Raw genomic sequence first — 17,669 nt, 5'->3', positions numbered from 1 at the left:
GGTGGTCTGGACGGATCGGCGCGCTCAGTCGGTGGGACGGGAGGCGTCGGGCGAGGGCCTCGCCGATTCGGGGCTCGAGGCGGCGGGGTCGGCCGCGCTCGGGTCCGCAGCATCGGGTTCGGCCGCGCTCGGGCCCGCAGCGCCGAGGTCGGCGGCGCCGGCGCCGGCAGCGTCCGGCTCCGCGGCGTCCGGCTCCGCACCATCGGGATCGGCACCGGAGTCGGCGGCATCCTGCTCGGCTGTACCGGTCTCCTCACCGTTCACCTCGGCAGCGGACGCTTCAGCCGCAGTCTCCGCCGCACCCGCCGGGTCGAACCGCGCCAGCGCGGCCGTGATGTTGTCGTGCCCGCCGCGCTCGTTCGCCCAGGCGACCAGCGCCTCCGCGAGCGTGACCGGATCCGCGCCCACCCTCTCCTGCGCCTCGCGCAGCACGCGCGCGAGGTCCTCGGCGGCGGACGCGTAGTTCCAGAGCCCGTCGGAGCAGACCAGCACCCAGCCCGGCTCGGTCAGCTCCTCGGAGGCGACCCGCGGCTCCTCGTCGTGCGCGTCGGCGCCGAGCCAGCGGGTGATGGCGTGAGCGTCGGGCGCCGTCTCGGCCTGCTCCCGCGGCACTCCCGAGGCGATCTGCTCCTGCGCCCATGAATCGTCGACCGTGAGCTGCCGCGGCTCGCCCGCGTCCGGCATCCAGTAGCTGCGGCTGTCGCCCACGTTGCCCGTGACGAGCAGCGCGCCGTCCAGCACCGCCGCGGTGAAGGTGCACGAGGGCGGATTCGACCGCTTCTCGGGCACGGCCGCGTCGATCGCTCCGGAGGCGCGCGCGGTGGCCATCTGAAGCAGCGCGCGCCAGCGGTCCGCTCCCGCGCTCTCCCCGCCGACCTCGGCCTGCAGCGCGCTGAGTGCCGCACGGGCCGCGGCGAGCGACGCCTTGTCGGAGTCGGGGGTCGAGGAGACCCCGTCGCAGACCACGAGCAGCGCCGTCCTCAGAGAGCCGTCGGCGCCGGTGGTCGCCCCGAGCGCCATCGCGTCCTCGTTGGCCGGGTGCCGGAGCCCGCGGTCGCAGACGCCGCCGACCAGCGGGTGCGGCGCTTCGGCCCAGTGCTCGCGCTCGGTCGGAGCGGGGCGTCCGCACTGCTCGCAGTAGCCGTCCTCGGCGACCGCTCCCCCGCAGTAGACGCAGGCGGCGGATCCTCCGACGGCGACGGGCGGAGCGGAGGGGGTGGCCGCGACGATCAGCGGCGTCCCGCAGGCCTCGCAGAACGCGTCGCCCGTCGTGACCGGCTCGCCGCAGTTCGGGCAGGGAGTCGACAGCGCGCCGCTCATGTCAGCGTCCAGCGTCGGACCTCGTTGGCCCGGTCGACGAGGCGCAGGCGCTCGTCGCGCTCGCGAGTGGAGGCGGCGAGCGCGCGGTAGGAGGCCTCGAGGCCGTCGCGGATGGCGGCCTCGTTCGCCTCGACTCCGCCGAGGGTCGCTCCCTCGGCCGGGCCGTCGCGCCGCACCAGCTCGAGGGCGGAGGCGAGGACCTGGGTCGTGAGCTCGAGGCGGGTCCGCTGGTCGATCGACACGGAGTCGACGCTCGTGAGGGCGGCCGAGAGCGCGGGCAGCCCGCGGCCCGACTCCGCCAGCAGCTCCGCCCGGCGGCGGCGCGCGTCGGAGTAGGAGGAGCGCGTGGGCGCGACGATGTCGAGCGCGTCGAGCGCCCCGTCGAGGTCGGAGCGCAGCTGCCGCACCCGGGCGAGACCGAAGGCGGCGGGTGCCGTGTAGTTCGCGTCGGCGCGGGCGCAGATCACGTAGAGGGACTCGGCGACCTCGGGCTCACCGCTCGCCTCGCACGCCGCGGCGAGCGCGAGCTTCGGGGCGAGCTCGCCGGGGACCTGACCGTAGACGGTGTTGAAGGAGGCGCGGGCCCCGATGTCGTCGCCGCGCGCGAGCTGGGCGAGGCCGCTCATCCAGACCGCCCGCCACTCCCACGGGTCCTCCGTGAGTATCTCGCCCGTCGCGCGGGCCGCCTCCTCCCAGCGCTGCGCCTCGATCGCCGCCCGGGCGCGGGCGAGCCGCACCTCGACCGTCACGGTGGGCGCGAGCGCGAGAGCGCGCAGGCGCACGATCGGGTCGGCGACGTTCACGCCCGCGAGCCACGACCGGGCGGGATCGGACTCGTCGCGGCGGAGCGCCGGCAGCGCGTCCCACGGCGGGACGCGGTCGACCACGTCGGCAACGGGCGCCTCGAACAGGGCCGACTCCGTCGAGTGCAGCGCGGGGTGTCCGGGACCGCGGTCGGTCGCGACGACCTCGCGCAGCACTCCGAGCAGCTGGCCGCGCATCTCGTCCACCGTGGCGAAGCGGTCCTGCGGGTCGGGAGCGCATGCCTTCGCGATCAGGCGGTAGAAGGAGTCGTAGCGCTGGAACAGCGGCGTCTCCGACACCGGCGGCAGCGAGGCGACGAAGGTCGTCTGGTTGCCGCGGAAGTCGAGCACCAGCGAGGCCAGCGTGCGGCCGATCGTGTAGACGTCGGAGGCGACCGAGGGACCGAGGTCGGCGACCTCCGGAGCCTGGTAGCCGACGGTGCCGTAGATGGCGGAGTCCTCGTCGTCGATCCGGCGCACTCCGCCGAGGTCGATCAGCTTGACCTGGTCGCCCACCTGGATCATGTTGTCCGGCTTGAAGTCGCAGTAGAGCAGGCCGTGGTCGTGCAGGTAGGCGAAGGCGGGCATGACCTCGAGCACGAAGGCGAGCGCCTGGTCCACCGGCAGCGGATCCGCGGCGCCGCCGTTGGCGTCCAGCCGCTCCTTCAGGATCTGCTTGAGGCTCGGCCCGCCGACGTACTCCATCACGATGTAGCCGGCGCCGTCGTGCAGGACGAAGTTGTAGATCTCGACGATCAGCGGGTGCTCGACCTCGGCCAGGAATCGGCGCTCGGTGACGGCCGCCGCGTACGCATCGGGGTCGCCGGAGTTGAGCAGGCCCTTGAGCACCACCCAGCGCCCCGAGACGTTCCGGTCGCGCGCGAGGTAGATCCAGCCGAGGCCGCCGTAGGCCAGGCAGCCGACGACCTCGTACTGGCCGCCGACCACGTCGCCCTTCACCAGCTGCGGGGTGAACGAGAACGGCGTGCGGCAGTTGGGGCAGAACCCCTCGGTGCGGCCGGGCCGACCGTCGCGCCCGCGGCCGACGGCGGTGCCGCAGTGCGAGCAGAAGCGCTTGCGCTCGGGGAGGACCGCCTCGGTCATCAGAGCGGCCATCGGGTCGGCGGCCGGGCGGGACGGGACGGTGGTGAGCCCGGCGCCGAGCCTCGGGCCGCGCAGTCGGGTCGAGGTGGTGCCGACGCGGCGGGTGACCTTCGAGCCGGTCTGCGCCGTGCGGGCGGAGCCGAGGGCGGCGGTGGCGAGGCGGGCGGAGGATGTGCGCGTGCTGCGCGCGGTGGCCGACTCCTCCGCGGGGCCGGGTGCCGTGGCGCCGGGGGTGCCCTCGACGAAACCGGTGCCGAAGGCGGCGGAGGCGGTGGCCGGCGGGGAGGCCGGAGCGGCGCGGCGCGCGGTCGGCGCGGAGGCGGCGGCGCCCTCCTCGGGCGGCAGGCCGCAGACGTTACAGTAGCCGTCCTCGATCGTCCCGGTGCAGCCGGGAGTCGCGGTGCAGGGGGCGCCGTTCATGGGGTGGCCTTCCGGTGGTGCGCGGGGTCGGGGTGCGGGAGGTCGCGGGTGACGACGTCGTACTGCTCGACCAGGTGGCGGGCGAGCGGGACGGAGCAGGGCACCGCGTCGAGGGCGGCGCGCACCTCCTCCTCGGCCGCGACGCCGACGGCGGTGGCAGCGCGGCCGTTGCCCTCGGCCCGCTCCCGCAGCGCGCGGAGGCGGAAGCCGAGGGCGGCCCGTTCGCGCAGCGGCGAGGTGTAGGCGGCCTCGACCGCGTCGAACGCGCGGCCGACGGCGGTGAGGCGGGCGAGGTGCGCGTCGAGCGCCTCGCGGTCGGACGGAGGATCGCCCAGCCGGGAGACGTCGGGCACGGCCAGCCGCGGCGGGTCGGCGATCTCGCGGCGGCAGCGGGCCACGAGCTCGCGCAGCGGCGCCTCGCGTCGCTCGGCCGCCTCCGCCAGCTCGCGCGCCCGACGGCGGTCGCGCTCGAGTCCGCGCCGCTCGGACGCGGCGATGATCAGGTCGCGCTCGAGCCGGGCGGAGTCGCTCTCGAGCTGGCCGAGCGGCCCCGACACGTCGGCTCCCCGGCCCGCCCGCTCGGCGAGCGCGTCGAGGCGGGACCGCAGCACGGCGACCCGCTCCGCCCGCTCGCGGTCGACCGTGCCGCCGCCGTCACGGGTGAGGTCGCGGCAGCGCTCGATCTCGGCGCGCACCCCCACGATCCGCCCGGCGACGTCGGTGCCGCTGGGGTCGAGCTCGAGCCGGGAGCGCAGCTGGCCGACGACCGCGTCGCAGAGGCGCACCGCCTCCACCAGCGAGACCGCGCCGCTCCCGGAGGCGTCGAGACGGCCCCAGATCAGCTGCGACATCCGCTCGCGCGCCACGACGTCGACGCGGCCGGAGTCCCAGACCGCCTCGAGCTCGGCGAGGCGCCTGGTGACGGACTCGCGGAGCGACTGGGCGAGCACCACGTCGGCCGTGTAGTTCTCGGCCTGCGGCGACGCCAGCGCGGCGGCGTCCAGCCGCGAGAGCTCGCGCGTGGTCCGCTGGAGCCAGCGGGTGAGAGCGGCGAGGTACTCGAAGAGCTCGCGCTGCGGCGCGGCCTCCCCCAGCCGGCCCGGAGCGACGGGGGTCCCCTCCGCGAGACCGGTGCTCATCGGCCGTACACCGGGGCCGGCGGCGAGGCCTCGCCGAGGACCCCGAGCCAGCGCTCGTAGATGCTCTGCCAGCGGCCGTCGCTGCGGATGCTCTCGAGCGAGGCGTTGACGAAGCGCACGAAGTCGGGGTCGTCGGCGGGCAGGCCGAGGCCGTAGGGCTCCGAGCTCAGGGCGTCGCCGACGACCTTCGCGTACGGGTCCTGCGCCACGAAGCCCGCGAGGATCGTGTCGTCGCCCGCGATGGCGTCGACCTCGCCGGCCTGGAAGAGGGCGAGGCACTGCGAGTGCGTGGCGGCCTCGACGGCCTCGACCTCCGGGTAGTCGTTCTCCAGGCGGCTGAGCGTCGTGGTGCCGCTGGGCGCGCAGACCCTCTCGCCGCCGAGGTCGCCGATGCCCGTGATCGGGACGCCGTCGGGGTCGTCGGAGACGAGCACCTTGAGGCCGGCGTCGTAGTACTCGGACGAGAAGGCGATCGAGCTCCAGCGATCGCAGGTCATCGTGAGGGTGCGGGCCACCATGTCGACCTGCGGGGCGCCGTCGCCGCCGGTGAGCGCGGGGAGGCGCTGAGCGGAGGTGATCACGACGTAGTCGATGGAGTCGCTGCCGAGGATCGCCCGGGCGACCTCGCGGGCGATGTCGACGTCGAAGCCCTCGATCGCCCCCGTGATCGGGTTGCGGGCGCTCATCAGGAGGGTGTCGGCCGAGACGCCGACGCGCAGGGTCCCGCGCCCGCGGATCTCCGCGAGCCTGGTGCTGTCGGTCACGCCGGTCGGCGCGTAGGAGGTGACCGCCGAGGGCGAGCAGTCCGCCGCGGCCGGAGCGGCGGGAGCGGTCGCGCTCGCCGTCGGAGTCGGGGTCGCCGCGGCGAGGGGCGTGCCGAGGTCGTCCGCCCCCGTCGTGCAGCCGGTGAGGGCGAGTGCCGCGGCGGTGGCCAGGGCGAGGGCGGCGGCGCGCAGGCGGTTCATCGGTACTCCTCCAGTCGCTGGGCGATGCCGCGCCAGGCGAACACGGCTCCGGCGAGACCCGCCGCCAGCAGGATCCACGAGACGAGGGTCGCGAACTCCGCACCTCTGTCGAGCGTGGTGGCGGCGGCCAGTGCCTTCTCCTGCACCACGTCGCGGGCGTCGTCGGAGAAGGTGGTGAAGAGGTCGTTCGGCGTGCCGTTCCCGGTGATCGTGGCGACGCGGACGGCCTGGTCCCAGTTCCCGGCGTCGTCCGCGGCGCGGATCTCCTCGTGGAATGACTGCCACTGCCCGAACTCGTCGACGAGCCGTGTCCTCGCCAGCTCGTCCTGCAGGTCGCCCGAGAGCTTCTCCCGGGCGGAGTCGACGGCCTGGGTGTAGCGCTCCTCGAGGGCGGCGCCGGAGCCGCGCTTGATCAGCGTGAAGCTCTCGAGCGACTTGGCGTCGCTCGCGGCGATGAGCGCGTTCGACACGGTGAGCGCCTCGCGGTAGGACTCGACCCGCGCCGTCCCCGCGTCCGCCGCGACCGATCCGTAGGCGAGCGCCCCGCCGACGCCGACGACCAGCAGGAGGGCGGTCCCCGTGGCGAGCGGGCGGTTGAGGTAGCGGTGCGTGCGGCGGGCGAGCCAGAGCTGCGCCGCCAGGAGGAGGACCAGCATCACGAGCGAGCCGATCATGAGCAGGACGCTCCAGCGGACGGCGTCGTAGGCGGCCGCGACCCGGTCGGCGCCGGAGTCGACGAGCCCGTCGAGGTCCTCGAGGATGCCGCCGTCTCCCGAGAGGGCAGTCGACGCCTGGTCGAGGTACGCCGAGGCGACGGGGAAGCCCTGCCGGTTGTTGGCTCGCGCCTGCTCGATCAGCCCGCTGTAGGTCGTGATGCTGCTGGCGACCCGGGCGAGGGCCCGGGTGTCCGCCGAGTCGGCGGCCGAGAGTCCGGCGATCGCGGAGGCGGCGCCGGTGAGGCTCGAGACGTACGACGCCCGCAGCTCGGTCGGCTCCAGTCCGCCGACGAGGAAGGTGTTGGCCGCGATCGCGTTGGCGTCCACCAGCAGCGTGCGGACGTTCTGCACGCCGAGCAGCTGCGCCGACTGCTCCCGGGCCGTCGTCGCGGCGCGCGCCTGCATCGCTCCTGCCTGCTGCGCGAACACGCCGAACAGCACCGCCGCCAGCGCCGTCAGGGCGAGCAGGAGGCGCAGGGTGTTCGGAGTGGTCGCGGTCGCGCGGGCCAGCAGCGACGGCTTCCGCTGCGCCGGCCGGTTGGCGACCTGGACGAGGGGCGGCTCGGGGATCCTCTGCGCGGGCGGCGCGGCGGGTGCGGTGCTCAACGGCTCTCCTCCTCGGGGTCGTCGGTGACGGGGACGGCCGTGCCGCTCGGGGCGGCGTCCGCCTGCCCGATTTCCTCCTCAGAGCCCGCGACCGAGCCCTCGTCGTCCTCGCCGTCCCCGTCCGGTCTGCTTGAGGCTTCGGGACTCTCCACCACGTCCTCGGGGAGCAGGATGCGCAGCTCGTCGAGCGTCGGCTCCTCCACGTCGCGGAGCCGCCAGGCGTGCCGGGCGATCGCCGCGTCGAGGACGTTGCGGACCCAGCGCCCGTTGCCGAACGCCTCCGTGCGCTGCTGCGCCGAGGCGAGGCCCGCGAACGCGGCGAGCGCCTCCTCCGTCGGCTCGAAGTCCGCGGAGGCGGCGAGGCGGCCGAAGATCGCCGAGAGCTCGTCGTCGGAGTAGTCGGCGAAGTCGATCGTGGTCGAGAAGCGGCTGGCGAGTCCCGGGTTCGTGTCGAGGAAGCCCTGCATCGGCCCGGAGTAGCCGGCGACGATCACGACGAGGTCGCCGCGGTGGTCCTCCATGTCCTTCACGAGGGTGGTGACCGCCTCCGCGCCGTACTGGTCGAGCGCGAGCGCGTAGGCCTCGTCGATGAAGAGGACGCCGCCGCGAGCGGAGGCGATCACCTCCGCGGTCTTCGTCGCGGTCTGCCCGAGGTAGCCGGCCACCAGCTCCGATCGGTCGACCTCGACGAGCACGCCCTTCGAGAGGATGCCGAGCGAGCGGTAGATCCGCGAGACCAGCCGCGCCACCGTCGTCTTGCCCGTGCCGGGGTTCCCCGTGAAGACGAGGTGGCGGGTGAGCGTGGGCGTGCTGAGTCCGGCGGCCTGGCGCAGGGTGTCGATCCGGAGCAGCTGCGTCTGGCGCTTGATCTCGCTCTTCACCCGGTCGAGGCCGATCAGCGCGTCGAGCTCGGCGAGCAGGTCGTCGATGGACTCCGGCGGGTCGAGCGGCTCCGGCTCGGAGGCGGGCTCCGCGGCGGGAGCGGCGGCGGGCGCCGGCTCGTCCTGCGGACCGTCGTGCTCGGTCCGGCGGAGGCGCTCGAGGATCTCGTCGACCCCGGGCACGCCGGCGGGCAGACCGGTCGGCAGGTCGGCGCTCGCGGCACCGTCCGGCGTCCGGCCGGTCGTGTGCGGTACTCCTCCGCTCGTCGTCGGAGCGGCGCCCCGGGCGCCCGGGACGGCGGAGAGCTGGGCCGCGGCGGTCGCGGAGGCGGAGGCGATGCCGCCGATGCCCGGGTCGCCGAGAGCGCTGGCCGCCGAGACGACCTCGGTCAGAGCGCGAGCGTAGGCGGAGGCGTGGTGCGAGCCCGCGCCGACCAGGGCGGCCAGCTGATCGGTCGGCCCCGACCGCCAGCGCCGGCCGCTCGAGGCGGCGGTGAAGAACGCCTCCAGACCGCCCGTCGCGCCGGTCGCGGCGAGCCAGTCCTGTCCGGCGCCGCGGATCGACTCGGCGACGGCGGCGGCCAGCCGCGCACCCTCGTCGCGGACCGCCGCGGCGTCGAGGCCGGCGGCCGTCCCCGCGAGCACGAGGGCGTCCAGCGCCGGGGCGAGCGCGGTCACGAGGCGCTCGGCGGGGTCAGCGAGCCGGATCCGGACGGCGCTCCCGGCTGCGGAGGCGCGTCGAGACCGCTCGGGGAGAGCGAGGACTCCGTGAACTTCTCGGCCAGGAACTGCCCGTGCGCGATCAGCGCCGAGGCGTCCTGCCGCGAGACGGCGTCCGAGATGCGGTCGAGCGTGCCTCCGAGGAGGTCGAGCTGGTCGCAGAGGATCATCAGCGAGGTCTTCCCCCTGTGCACGGCGCGGCGGTCGGCGAAGTCCCTCGGCAGGCGGAGGTAGCCCTCCACCGCCTCGGGGAGGTAGCTGGTCGCGGTCGCGACGACGGTGTGGCCCTGACGGCTCATCCCGCCGAGGCGGTCGAGACGGGGCACCATCTCGCGGACCGTCTCGTCGATCCGCTGGATGCGCGCCGCGACGATGCCGGGCACCCGGCCCTCCGTCCGCGCGCCCACCCTGTCGAGCGCCGCGAGGATGTCCTCGCTCGTCGGGACGCTCGGCAGAGCGGGCGCGGTCTCCTCCGGCGCCGCGGGGGCACCCGTGAACAGTCGGGAGAACCAGCCCATCGGCTAGCGGCCGAGATCGAGCGAGGACGTCGCGTCGATGTCCGAGTTGCTGCGGCGGGCCCGCTCGACGTACTCGCCGGCCTTCGCCGTCTCGGTCTGCAGGACTCCGACGGTCTGGGCCATGCTGTCGAGCGCCTTGATCTTGAAGTCCGAGATCGAGTCCATCGTCTGGTAGATGTTCGCGAACGCGGCCTGCAGCTGCGGCAGCCCGACCGTGGCCGAGGCGGCCTGCGACTGGATCGAGGCCGACTGGTCGGCGAGCATGCGCGAGGTGGCCTCGATCATGTTGGACGTCGTGGTGTTCAGCGCCGTGATCTGATCGAGCACGAGGCGCTGGTTGGCGAGCGCCTGCGCCACGATGACCGCCGTGCGCAGCGCCGAGACGGTCGTGGTCGTCGCCCGGTCGACGCCCTTGATCAGCTCGACGTTGTTCTTGATGACGACGTCGATCGCGAGGTAGCCCTGGATCGACACGGCCAGCTGGGTCAGCAGGTCCTGGTGCTTCTGGCGCGCGTAGAAGAGGACGTCCTCGCGCAGCGCCTTCGCCCGCTCCGGGTCGGTGGCGTCGAGCTCGGCGATCTTCGCCGAGAGCTTCACGTCGAGCCGCTCGGCGACGTAGATGTACTCGTTGAGACGGGTCATCGTCTCCCAGAGGTTCTGCTTCTCGAGATTCAGGGCCGCGTTGTCCTTCCGCAGCTCGTCCTGCCCGTCGTACAGGGCCTGGATGATCGCGTTCAGGTGCGACTGGGCGCTCTCGTAGCGGCGGAAGTAGTCGGTGATCTTGTTGCCGAACGGGATGAAGCCCAGGATCTTCTTCTGCAGGTTGTCCTCGGACGGGTCCAGATCCTCCACCGTGCGGCGCAGCTCGAGCAGCGTCTTGCCGATGGTCGACCCCTCGGAGAGCCCGCCCTCCTGGAGGGCGCGCACCGGCGTGCTCAGCAGCCGGTTCGACGAGTCGGCGGCCGAGCGGATGTCGGCGTCGCCCATCGTGCGGATGTCGTTGGCCCGCGTCGCGAACTCGGGGCTGCGGGACTCCGTCGCCAGGAGCGTGTCGAGGTAGCCGTCGACCTTCGCCTCGAGGCCGGGCAGGGCGGCTTCCGGCACCTTCGGCGCGATCGACGGCGCCGAGGTGGTCGGCACCGCTGCCACCGGCTCCGGAGGCGTGAGCGAGAGGGCGTTCTGGACGGGCGGCTGCAGGGCCTCGGTCATCGGGATCCTCACCGTTCCTGGCGCTCGGCGCCGACTGGGATGAACGTCCGCCCAGCATATCCCGGGCCCTCCCGCGGGATCCCCGCGAGCCGCCTCGTCCGAGGACTCGACGCGATCGGGCGGCTGTGGAGGAGCGTCCGCCGCCGGTCAGACCGCCTTCGGGCGCCTCCGCAGCGTCGCCACCGCGACTCCGGCCAGGGCGAGCGCGCCTCCGAGCAGCGCGGCGAGCGGCGGGGTCTCGCCCAGGACGAGCCAGGACAGCAGCACGACCACCGCGGGCACCGCGTAGGTGGACGCCGCGGTGCGACCCGCGCTGGAGCGCGCGAGGACGTACCCCCACGTCGTGAAGGCGACGGCAGTCGGGAAGATCCCGAGGTAGACCACGGCCAGGATCGAGGAGAGCGGAGCGGCGGCGAGCGCCTCGACGAGCTCCGGGGCGAAGGGCAGGCACGCGACCGTGCCGGCGAGGCAGCCGAGCCAGGTCATCGTCGGCGCGTCGATCCGGCCCAGCAGGCGCTTCTGCAGGGTCGCCGCGCTGCCGTAGACGACGGCGGCGACCAGGCCGAGGGCGACGCCGATCATGTCGAACTGCCCGGTGGAGGTGGAGAACGCGATCACCGCGACGCCGGTCAGCGCCACGAGCATCCCGGCGAGGAGACGGCGGGGGAACCCCTCCCCCAGCAGCAGCCCGGCGAGCACGGCGGTGATCATCGGCGCGATGTTCACCAGCAGCGCCGCCGTCCCCGCGTCGACGTGCCGCTCCGCAGCGTTCAACGCCAGGTTGTAGACCGCGAACCAGGCGACCCCCCAGCCCAGCACGAGCAGGAGGAGGCGCCCGCGCGGGACCGCCGTGCGCGGATCCGGAGCCGCCTCCGAGCGGCGCCTCCGGGCGGTGAGGACGACGCGCACCACCGTGAGCGCGAGCGACCCCACCACGATGCGGCCGAGGGTCAGCGCGCCCGGGCCGAAGTCCTCCGTCGTGGCGCGGATGCCGACGAAGGCCGACGCCCAGAGCAGGACGGTGACCGCGATCGCGCCCCACAGCAGGAGGGCGTCCCTCGTGGAGGGCGGGGCGGAGGAGGAGACGTCGGTCATGAGGCCATCGTGGCGCCGCCGGGGATTCAGCACCAGTTCCGTTCACTGTCGGATCGTTCAGCCGGACTGTACGGTCGTCTCATGCTCGACGTGCACCGGCTCCGCATCCTCCGCTCCGTCGTCGCCTCCGGCTCGATCGCGGGAGCCGCCTCCGGCCTCGGCTACACGTCCTCCGCCGTCAGCCAGCACCTCTCCGCTCTGCAGCGCGAGACGGGACTGACCCTGCTGGAGCGGGTGGGCCGCGGCGTCCGCCCGACCCCAGCCGGACGCGCCCTCGCCGCCCAGGCGGACCGCGTCCTCGAGCGCCTCGCCGAAGCGGAGGCCGTGGTGGAGGAGCTGCGCGAGGGCCGCTCCGGCCGCCTCTCGGTGACGTACTTCGCCTCCGTCGGCAGCGCCTGGATGCCGGAGGTCGCCCGCCGGCTGACCGCCGCGTTTCCCGGCCTCGCCCTCGATCTGCGCCTGGGAGAGGAGCTCGACGACGACCTCGGAGCGCGCCCCGACGTGCAGCTCCTCGTCGCCTCCTCCGAGCCGACCGCCCCCGGATTCACGGCGCACCACCTCCTCGACGACCCCTACCTCGTCGTCCTGCCCGACGGTCATCCGCTCGCCTCACGGAGCGAGATAGACCTCGCCGAGCTCGCGAACGAGCGCTGGGTCGACAACGACCTGCCCACCGGCTGGTGCCGCCGGAACGTCGTGGAGGCCTGCGCCGCCGCCGGGTTCGCGCCGCCCTTCCACGTCCAGGCCAACGACCACATCACCGCCGCCGCGTTCGTCGCCGCGGGCATGGGCGTGACGGTCCTGCCGGAGCTCGCGGCCCACCGCCTGCCGGACGGCGTCCGCGCCGTGCCCGTCGTCCGTCCCCGGCCTGTCCGCTCCCTCGAGGCCGTCGTGCGGAACTCCGCCGCCTCCTCCGCACCGGTGGCCCTGGTGCTGGAGACACTGAAGGCCCTCGCCGCGCGCCGCTGAGCGCGCCTGCACGGGCGAGCTCGCAGCACACCGGAGCACGATGGGCGCGTGAGCTCCGTCGAACCCGTCACCCGTTCCGCGCCCGCGCTCGGCGGACCGCGCATCCTGAAGCAGCGCTGGACCGAGGCGACGTTCCTGCACTGGCGGGTCGACCCCGCCCTGGTGGCGCCCCACCTCCCGGCCGGGACGAGGCCCGACGAGCACGACGGCTCCTCCTGGGTGGGCCTGATCCCGTTCCGGCTCTCGCGGACGGCCTTCCTCGGCGGCCCGCGGGTGCCCTGGCTCGGCACCTTCCCCGAGGTGAACGTCCGGCTCTACTCCGTCGACGAGCAGGGACGACGCGGAGTCGTGTTCGTCTCGCTCGACGCCTCCCACCTCCTTCCCGTGCTCACCGCGCAGGCGGTGTTCGGGCTCCCCTACCGCTGGGCCCGGATGAGCATCGAGCACCGCCACGGCGCGGTGATCTACGACACGATCCGGCACTCGGACTCGGCCGCCCGCTCCCGGATCGTCGTCCGCCCGGGCGACCCGGTCGGCGAGGACCCGCTCGCCTCGTTCCTCACTGCACGCTGGGCCTACCACGAGCGCCACCTGGGCTCCACCTGGTACGGCCGCAACCTGCACCGGCCGTGGCCGCTGCGCCGCGCGGAGCTGCTGGCGCTCGACGACGGGCTGCTCGACGCCGCGGGCTTCCCCGGGCTGGCGACGCGCGCGCCGGACTCGGTGCTGTACTCGGCCGGAGTGGAGACCGTGTTCACGGTGCCGCGGAAGGTGTGAGGGGGCGGGAACGCTCCTCCACAGGCGGCTCTTCGCGATGCTGTCCGATGGAACGGCGGTCCCGAGGTCCACGACGAGACTTCGTCCGCTGAGATCAGGGCATGAAGGAATCGGCGACAGTAGACGACTCACTCACGGAGGCGCTCGCGCTCGCCGGCTCACGGCACGCCGAGCGCTCTGCCGTCGAAGCATCCCGGTACCGGGCGATCGAGGAGGCACGCCGCCTCGCGATGGCGGCACCGGCGGCGCTCGTCGGCGAGCACGTCCAGGTGCAGGTGGATCGGGCGGAGGCGGCGCACCGGGCGCTGATCGCGGAGCTCGCGACGGAACTCCGGGTCTCGGAGGCGCACGCCTCTGCACTGGTCGACGAGGCGCGCCTGCTGGTGAACGACCTCCCGGCGACGTTGCGCGCACTCGCGGACGGAGCGCTCTCCCCCGAGCACGCGCGACTCGTGGTGCGAGGAGCAATCGACGTCCCGGCTGAGGCCCGTGGGCGCTTCGACGAGGAGGCCGCGACGATCGCGGTCGCCTGCACGCCGCCCCAGCTGCGACGCGCCCTCCGGTCGCTCCGGGAACGGCTGCACCCGCAGACGCTCAGCGAACGTCATCGGGACTGCGCCCGTCGTCGCGCGCTCTGGGTGGAGGGCCTCGACGACGGGATGGCGATCCTGCACCTCTACACCGCAGCTCCCGATGTGCTCGGCGCGATGGACAGGATCGACCGGGCCGCCCGCTCCCTCGCGGATCTGCCGGACGAGGAGCGGACGCTGGGCCAGCTCCGCGCGGACATCGCCGCTGCGCTGCTGGTCGACGGGGAGACATCGGCCGAGGGAGACGGCACGTCGATGCCTGCGGGAGTGCGCGCCGAAGTCGCGGTGACCGTGCCTGCACTGACCCTCCTCGGGCGCTCCGACCAGCCCGCCGTCCTCGACGGATACGGACCCGTCGATCCGGAGACCGCGCGGCGTCTCGCAGCAGGTGCTCCCTCGTTCACGCGGCTGCTCACCCATCCGGAGAGCGGAGCGGTCCTCTCCGTCGGACGCGACTCCTACCGAGTGCCGGCGGACCTGCGTCGCCACCTCCAGCACCGCGACGGCACCTGCCGGTTCCCGGGATGCACCCGCAGCACCCGCCACGCGGACGTCGACCACACGAACGACTGGCAGCACGGAGGCACCACGTCGGTCGACAACCTCGCACACCTCTGCCGACACCACCACCGGCTCCGCCACACCACGGGGTGGACCCACCGGCAGGAGCCGGACGGCACGCTGCACTGGACGAGCCCGACGGGACGGCAGCATGTCACCCGGCCCGGGGAGCCGGGGAACGGGACGGAGGGCGGACACGATCCGACCGGGACCGGCGGGGCGTGACAAGGGGCAGGTCGGGTGGCGTGGACGGGCAGGTCAAGGGGCGGGCCCGCTTCGGCGCGCCCGCGTAGCGTGGACGGCACGGGCCGATAGGCGCGGAAGCGACAAGAGGGGCAGCGACATGGCAGGAACGAAGGCCAGGAAAGACGCGACGACGGGGACCTCGGCGGTGCTCTTCGACATCGACGGGACCCTCGCCGACACGAATTTCCTCCACGTCGAGGCGTGGTCGCGCGCCTTCTGGCAGGCCGACCTCGTCGTGCCCGCCTGGCGCATCCAACGAGCGATCGGCGCAGACTCGTCGGAGCTGCTCGACATGCTCCTCGAGGACGACGTGAAGGAGGAGCAGCGCGCACTGGTGAAGTCGCTGCACACCAAGAACTACGCCGAGACGACAGCACGCATCGTTCCACTCCCGGGAGCTCGCGAGCTCATCGCGACGCTCGTCGGTCGAGGCGTCCACGTCGTCCTCGCCACCTCGGCACCGCAGAACGAGCTGGACGTGCTTCTCGACGTCCTCGACTTCGGCGGCTCCGTCCACGCTGTCACCAGCGGCGCCGACGTCTCCACCGCCAAGCCAGCACCCGACCTGATCTCGATCGCGCTCGACCGCGCGGGCGTCTCCGTCGACCGCGCCGTCATGGTCGGCGACGCGACCTGGGACGTCCTGGCCGCCGAGCGCGCGGGCCTGGCAACAGTCGGAGTCCTCTCCGGCGGAACCTCGGAGCACGAACTCGGCGAGGCTGGGGCCGTCGCCGTCTACGAGGACGCGGCGGCCGTCCTGACCGGTCTCGGTGAAGGGCCCCTCGCGAGCCTCCTGAACTGACCGGCCGTCGTCACAGGAGGGTCACGAGCCTCAGTCGCGGGGTCGCCGTCGCAGCACGAGGAGCGTCACTCCGATGGCGGCGGCGACCGCGGCGAGAGCGCCGCCGATCCACAGGACGTCCCCGAGGAGTGCCGGGTCCGATCCGGACGTCGCCTGCGCTTCGTCGGCGGACTCGGCCTGTCCTCCTGAGACCGCGACGGTGCCGTTGCAGTCCGGGACCGAGTCCGACCCCTCGGCGAGCGCGGTCCCGTCGGACGGCGCCCAGTCGAACGCGTACTGGCCCGACACGGGGTGCCCGTCGGTGGACACGACCTGCCAGGTCACCTCGTACTCCCCCGCCGCGCCGAGCTCGAGCGGCATCGACGCTTCCGGCCCGACGACGCTGACGCAGCCGTCGCCGTAGTAGAGCCCGTCCGGCCCGACGACGCGCAGAGCCGCCGCCGTTCCGTCCGTCCCGAGGACGAGCAGGTCGTCGTTCGTCGTCAGCACCAGCGTTCCCGGCTGCTCCGTCACGGTCGAGTCCGCAGCTGGAGTCGTCGAGACGAGGTAGTTGTGCGCGCTGGCGGGCGCCGCCACCGCGATCGAGCCGAGCAGCCCGATCGCGGTCGCGGCGACGAGGGCCTTCCGACGGGTCACGCCGACGCCCGGGGTCCGCGGCGGCGGGAGGCGAGCCCGACGGCCACGCCGACCGCGCCGACGACGAGCCCGCCGACTCCGAGGATGCGGGCGAGCACGTCGTCGCCGCTCGTGGCCGTCGTCGCCGAGGCGGTGGTCGCGACCGCGTCGTCACCGTCGCCGTCGTCGTCGTGTCCGCCCCCGTGGCCGGACCCCGCTTCCGCCGCGGTCACCGCGACGGTGGGAGCGGGCAGCTCGGGCTCGTCCTGGCCGTCGACGGTCGGCTGGTCCCAGGCGGTGCTGCCGGTCTCGCACGTCTGCAGCACGGGGAACTCCAGGGTGGAGCCGGCTGCGTCCTCGGGGAGCTGAAGCTGGAGGGCGACAGTGTCGCGGTAGCCGTCGGCGAGGGGCGTCTTCGCCGTGTAGACCACGTCCGAGACCCGCTTGGTCGCGGTGTTCCCGTGGGAGTCGGTGACCGGGTCGGCGATCGCGACCTCGTTCTTCACGACGTCCCAGTTCGGGTTGATCGTCGGGCTGACCGAGTTGATGCCGTCGGGCATCGTGATCGTGAGTCCCGTCGTCGGCGAGCCCTCGCAGCCGTGGGCCAGCGAGAACGTCACCACCGTGTACGAGCCGGCGGCGGTGCTGCTCGCCGCCGCGGTCACGTGGGCGCTGGCCGCCGTGGGCGCGGCGACAGCGAGCGCGATCGATCCGGCGGCGACGAGTGCGCCGCTGCCGACGAGGCGGAGCCGCGAGAAGGAAGAAGAAGAAGAAGAACGGGTCATGACGGTCGTGTCCTCGGGGGAGATCCGGCGCGGGGCCGGGAGTTCTGGACGCAGCGCGGGTCCGCGGTGCGTGCGGAGGCGCCGACCGGAGCCACTCCCGCACGGGAGGAGCGTCAGGCGGCGCGGAGGACCCGCAGCGGCGGCCCGCGGTGCCGGAGGATCGAGAGGACCGCGTCGAGGGATCGAGGCGCCCGCGGCTCGGGGGTGCCCGTCATCGAGACGCCGGGGGCCGACGGGAGCGCGACCGCGGACGCGCGGGCGACGATCCGTACGACGACGCGCTGGAGGCCTTCTCCCAGCGTCCAGAAGAGGCGCTCGCCGTACCGGAACGCCGCGATCGTGAAGGCAGCCGCAGCGAGGTGGGCGACGAGCATCACCGGAGCGTGAGCCGCGTGTCCGCCTCCGCCGGCGATCAGCTCGATGGTCGATCCGTCGTGGAAGTGCGCGCCGGTGCCCGTCGTCCCGACCACGCTCACCTCCCCACCACTGCCCGTGATGAGGAAGAGGCCGTGGTACGCGATTTGGCTGAGGAGCACGGAGAGCGTCAGCCGGGGAAGGGACAGACGGCGCCCCGAGAGGAGGACGCAGACGACGACGGCGAACGCCGCGGCGAGGGCGAGCACGGCAGGAGCGGGGGTCTCGGCGCCCGCGAGCGTGTGGGAAGCGGCGGCCGTGGCGGTCGCGGCGAGAGCGGCGGCGACGCCGCGAGCCACTCGTGCGCCTCGGGTCTGCACTCGCCCGTCCTCTCGTCGTCACGTCGACGCATGCGCGCGACGTCTCCAGGGTAATCGACGCGGCGGAGCAGCCACCCGCCGTCCCGGTTCCCTG

The 17,669-nt window shown here is 74.0% G+C and carries 16 protein-coding genes; 4 read left to right on the top strand and 12 right to left on the bottom strand.

Annotated features, from left to right (window positions below; translation table 11 throughout):
- Positions 1-24: 24 nt before the first annotated feature.
- From C5C10_RS12645 to C5C10_RS12605, 9 genes are all read right to left on the bottom strand, one after another.
- Complete coding sequence (locus C5C10_RS12645; protein ID WP_104329388.1) at positions 25-1,320, bottom strand: PP2C family serine/threonine-protein phosphatase; 1,296 nt, start codon at positions 1,318-1,320, stop codon at positions 25-27.
- A complete protein-coding gene (locus tag C5C10_RS12640) occupies positions 1,317-3,647 on the bottom strand; it encodes a serine/threonine-protein kinase (protein WP_104329387.1) in 2,331 nt (776 codons plus the stop codon). Before C5C10_RS12640 ends, C5C10_RS12645 begins: the two co-directional genes overlap by 4 nt.
- Positions 3,644-4,786 carry a hypothetical protein gene (locus C5C10_RS12635; protein WP_104255300.1) on the bottom strand — a complete coding sequence of 381 codons (1,143 nt, stop codon included), beginning with the start codon at positions 4,784-4,786 and terminating at the stop codon, positions 3,644-3,646. Before C5C10_RS12635 ends, C5C10_RS12640 begins: the two co-directional genes overlap by 4 nt.
- Positions 4,783-5,751, bottom strand: a complete 969-nt coding sequence (locus C5C10_RS12630; protein WP_104329386.1) for a glutamate ABC transporter substrate-binding protein — start codon at positions 5,749-5,751, stop codon at positions 4,783-4,785. Before C5C10_RS12630 ends, C5C10_RS12635 begins: the two co-directional genes overlap by 4 nt.
- Positions 5,748-7,073 carry a hypothetical protein gene (locus C5C10_RS12625; RefSeq protein ID WP_104329385.1) on the bottom strand — a complete coding sequence of 442 codons (1,326 nt, stop codon included), beginning with the start codon at positions 7,071-7,073 and terminating at the stop codon, positions 5,748-5,750. The genes C5C10_RS12630 and C5C10_RS12625 overlap by 4 nt, the downstream gene beginning before the upstream one ends.
- Positions 7,070-8,632, bottom strand: coding sequence for an AAA family ATPase (locus C5C10_RS12620; RefSeq protein WP_104329384.1), 1,563 nt, complete (start codon positions 8,630-8,632; stop codon positions 7,070-7,072). Before C5C10_RS12620 ends, C5C10_RS12625 begins: the two co-directional genes overlap by 4 nt.
- On the bottom strand, positions 8,629-9,192 hold the full coding sequence (locus C5C10_RS12615) for a hypothetical protein (RefSeq protein WP_104249860.1): 564 nt from the start codon (positions 9,190-9,192) through the stop codon (positions 8,629-8,631). Before C5C10_RS12615 ends, C5C10_RS12620 begins: the two co-directional genes overlap by 4 nt.
- Positions 9,193-9,195: 3 nt before the next feature.
- Positions 9,196-10,401, bottom strand: a complete 1,206-nt coding sequence (locus tag C5C10_RS12610; protein ID WP_104223833.1) for a toxic anion resistance protein — start codon at positions 10,399-10,401, stop codon at positions 9,196-9,198.
- Positions 10,402-10,548: 147 nt separating this feature from the next.
- The gene (locus C5C10_RS12605; protein ID WP_104329383.1) at positions 10,549-11,496 is read right to left on the bottom strand and encodes a DMT family transporter; all 948 of its coding nucleotides are present in this window, start codon (positions 11,494-11,496) and stop codon (positions 10,549-10,551) included.
- An 81-nt stretch (positions 11,497-11,577) separates the two neighbouring features.
- On the opposite strand from C5C10_RS12605, the gene C5C10_RS12600 reads away from it, so the two are divergent.
- From C5C10_RS12600 to C5C10_RS12585, 4 genes are all read left to right on the top strand, one after another.
- Positions 11,578-12,465 carry a LysR family transcriptional regulator gene (locus tag C5C10_RS12600; RefSeq protein WP_104269369.1) on the top strand — a complete coding sequence of 296 codons (888 nt, stop codon included), beginning with the start codon at positions 11,578-11,580 and terminating at the stop codon, positions 12,463-12,465.
- Positions 12,466-12,513: 48 nt separating this feature from the next.
- Complete coding sequence (locus C5C10_RS12595; protein WP_104237664.1) at positions 12,514-13,242, top strand: YqjF family protein; 729 nt, start codon at positions 12,514-12,516, stop codon at positions 13,240-13,242.
- Positions 13,243-13,343: 101 nt separating this feature from the next.
- The gene (locus C5C10_RS12590) at positions 13,344-14,618 is read left to right on the top strand and encodes an HNH endonuclease signature motif containing protein (protein ID WP_104329382.1); all 1,275 of its coding nucleotides are present in this window, start codon (positions 13,344-13,346) and stop codon (positions 14,616-14,618) included.
- 118 nt (positions 14,619-14,736) lie between these two features.
- On the top strand, positions 14,737-15,441 hold the full coding sequence (locus C5C10_RS12585) for an HAD family hydrolase (RefSeq protein WP_104329381.1): 705 nt from the start codon (positions 14,737-14,739) through the stop codon (positions 15,439-15,441).
- Positions 15,442-15,471: 30 nt separating this feature from the next.
- Here the strand turns inward: C5C10_RS12585 and C5C10_RS12580 are convergent, their stop codons facing one another.
- From C5C10_RS12580 to C5C10_RS12570, 3 genes are all read right to left on the bottom strand, one after another.
- Positions 15,472-16,077 carry a copper resistance CopC family protein gene (locus C5C10_RS12580; protein ID WP_104329380.1) on the bottom strand — a complete coding sequence of 202 codons (606 nt, stop codon included), beginning with the start codon at positions 16,075-16,077 and terminating at the stop codon, positions 15,472-15,474.
- A complete protein-coding gene (locus C5C10_RS12575; RefSeq protein ID WP_104267143.1) occupies positions 16,074-16,841 on the bottom strand; it encodes a YcnI family protein in 768 nt (255 codons plus the stop codon). Before C5C10_RS12575 ends, C5C10_RS12580 begins: the two co-directional genes overlap by 4 nt.
- 113 nt (positions 16,842-16,954) lie before the next feature.
- Entirely contained in the window at positions 16,955-17,554 is a 600-nt protein-coding gene (locus C5C10_RS12570) for a hypothetical protein (protein WP_104329379.1), read from the bottom strand.
- Positions 17,555-17,669: the final 115 nt, after the last annotated feature.

It is taken from the genome of Rathayibacter sp. AY1A3 (assembly GCF_002930975.1).
In the GTDB taxonomy this organism is placed as follows: Bacteria; Actinomycetota; Actinomycetes; order Actinomycetales; family Microbacteriaceae; genus Rathayibacter.
Note: the sequence above shows the minus strand (reverse complement) of the source record. Positions and strands in the feature narration are given on the sequence as shown.

What these genes read in the sequence shown, in the direction of transcription:
- C5C10_RS12645 (WP_104329388.1), bottom strand. Translation starts at nt 1,320, where the DNA reads ATGAGCGGCGCGCTGTCGACTCCCTGCCCGAACTGCGGCGAGCCGGTC.
- C5C10_RS12640 (WP_104329387.1), bottom strand. Translation starts at nt 3,647, where the DNA reads ATGAACGGCGCCCCCTGCACCGCGACTCCCGGCTGCACCGGGACGATC.
- C5C10_RS12635 (WP_104255300.1), bottom strand. Translation starts at nt 4,786, where the DNA reads ATGAGCACCGGTCTCGCGGAGGGGACCCCCGTCGCTCCGGGCCGGCTG.
- C5C10_RS12630 (WP_104329386.1), bottom strand. Translation starts at nt 5,751, where the DNA reads ATGAACCGCCTGCGCGCCGCCGCCCTCGCCCTGGCCACCGCCGCGGCA.
- C5C10_RS12615 (WP_104249860.1), bottom strand. Translation starts at nt 9,192, where the DNA reads ATGGGCTGGTTCTCCCGACTGTTCACGGGTGCCCCCGCGGCGCCGGAG.
- C5C10_RS12610 (WP_104223833.1), bottom strand. Translation starts at nt 10,401, where the DNA reads ATGACCGAGGCCCTGCAGCCGCCCGTCCAGAACGCCCTCTCGCTCACG.
- C5C10_RS12605 (WP_104329383.1), bottom strand. Translation starts at nt 11,496, where the DNA reads ATGACCGACGTCTCCTCCTCCGCCCCGCCCTCCACGAGGGACGCCCTC.
- C5C10_RS12600 (WP_104269369.1), top strand. Translation starts at nt 11,578, where the DNA reads ATGCTCGACGTGCACCGGCTCCGCATCCTCCGCTCCGTCGTCGCCTCC.
- C5C10_RS12590 (WP_104329382.1), top strand. Translation starts at nt 13,344, where the DNA reads ATGAAGGAATCGGCGACAGTAGACGACTCACTCACGGAGGCGCTCGCG.
- C5C10_RS12585 (WP_104329381.1), top strand. Translation starts at nt 14,737, where the DNA reads ATGGCAGGAACGAAGGCCAGGAAAGACGCGACGACGGGGACCTCGGCG.
- C5C10_RS12575 (WP_104267143.1), bottom strand. Translation starts at nt 16,841, where the DNA reads ATGACCCGTTCTTCTTCTTCTTCTTCCTTCTCGCGGCTCCGCCTCGTC.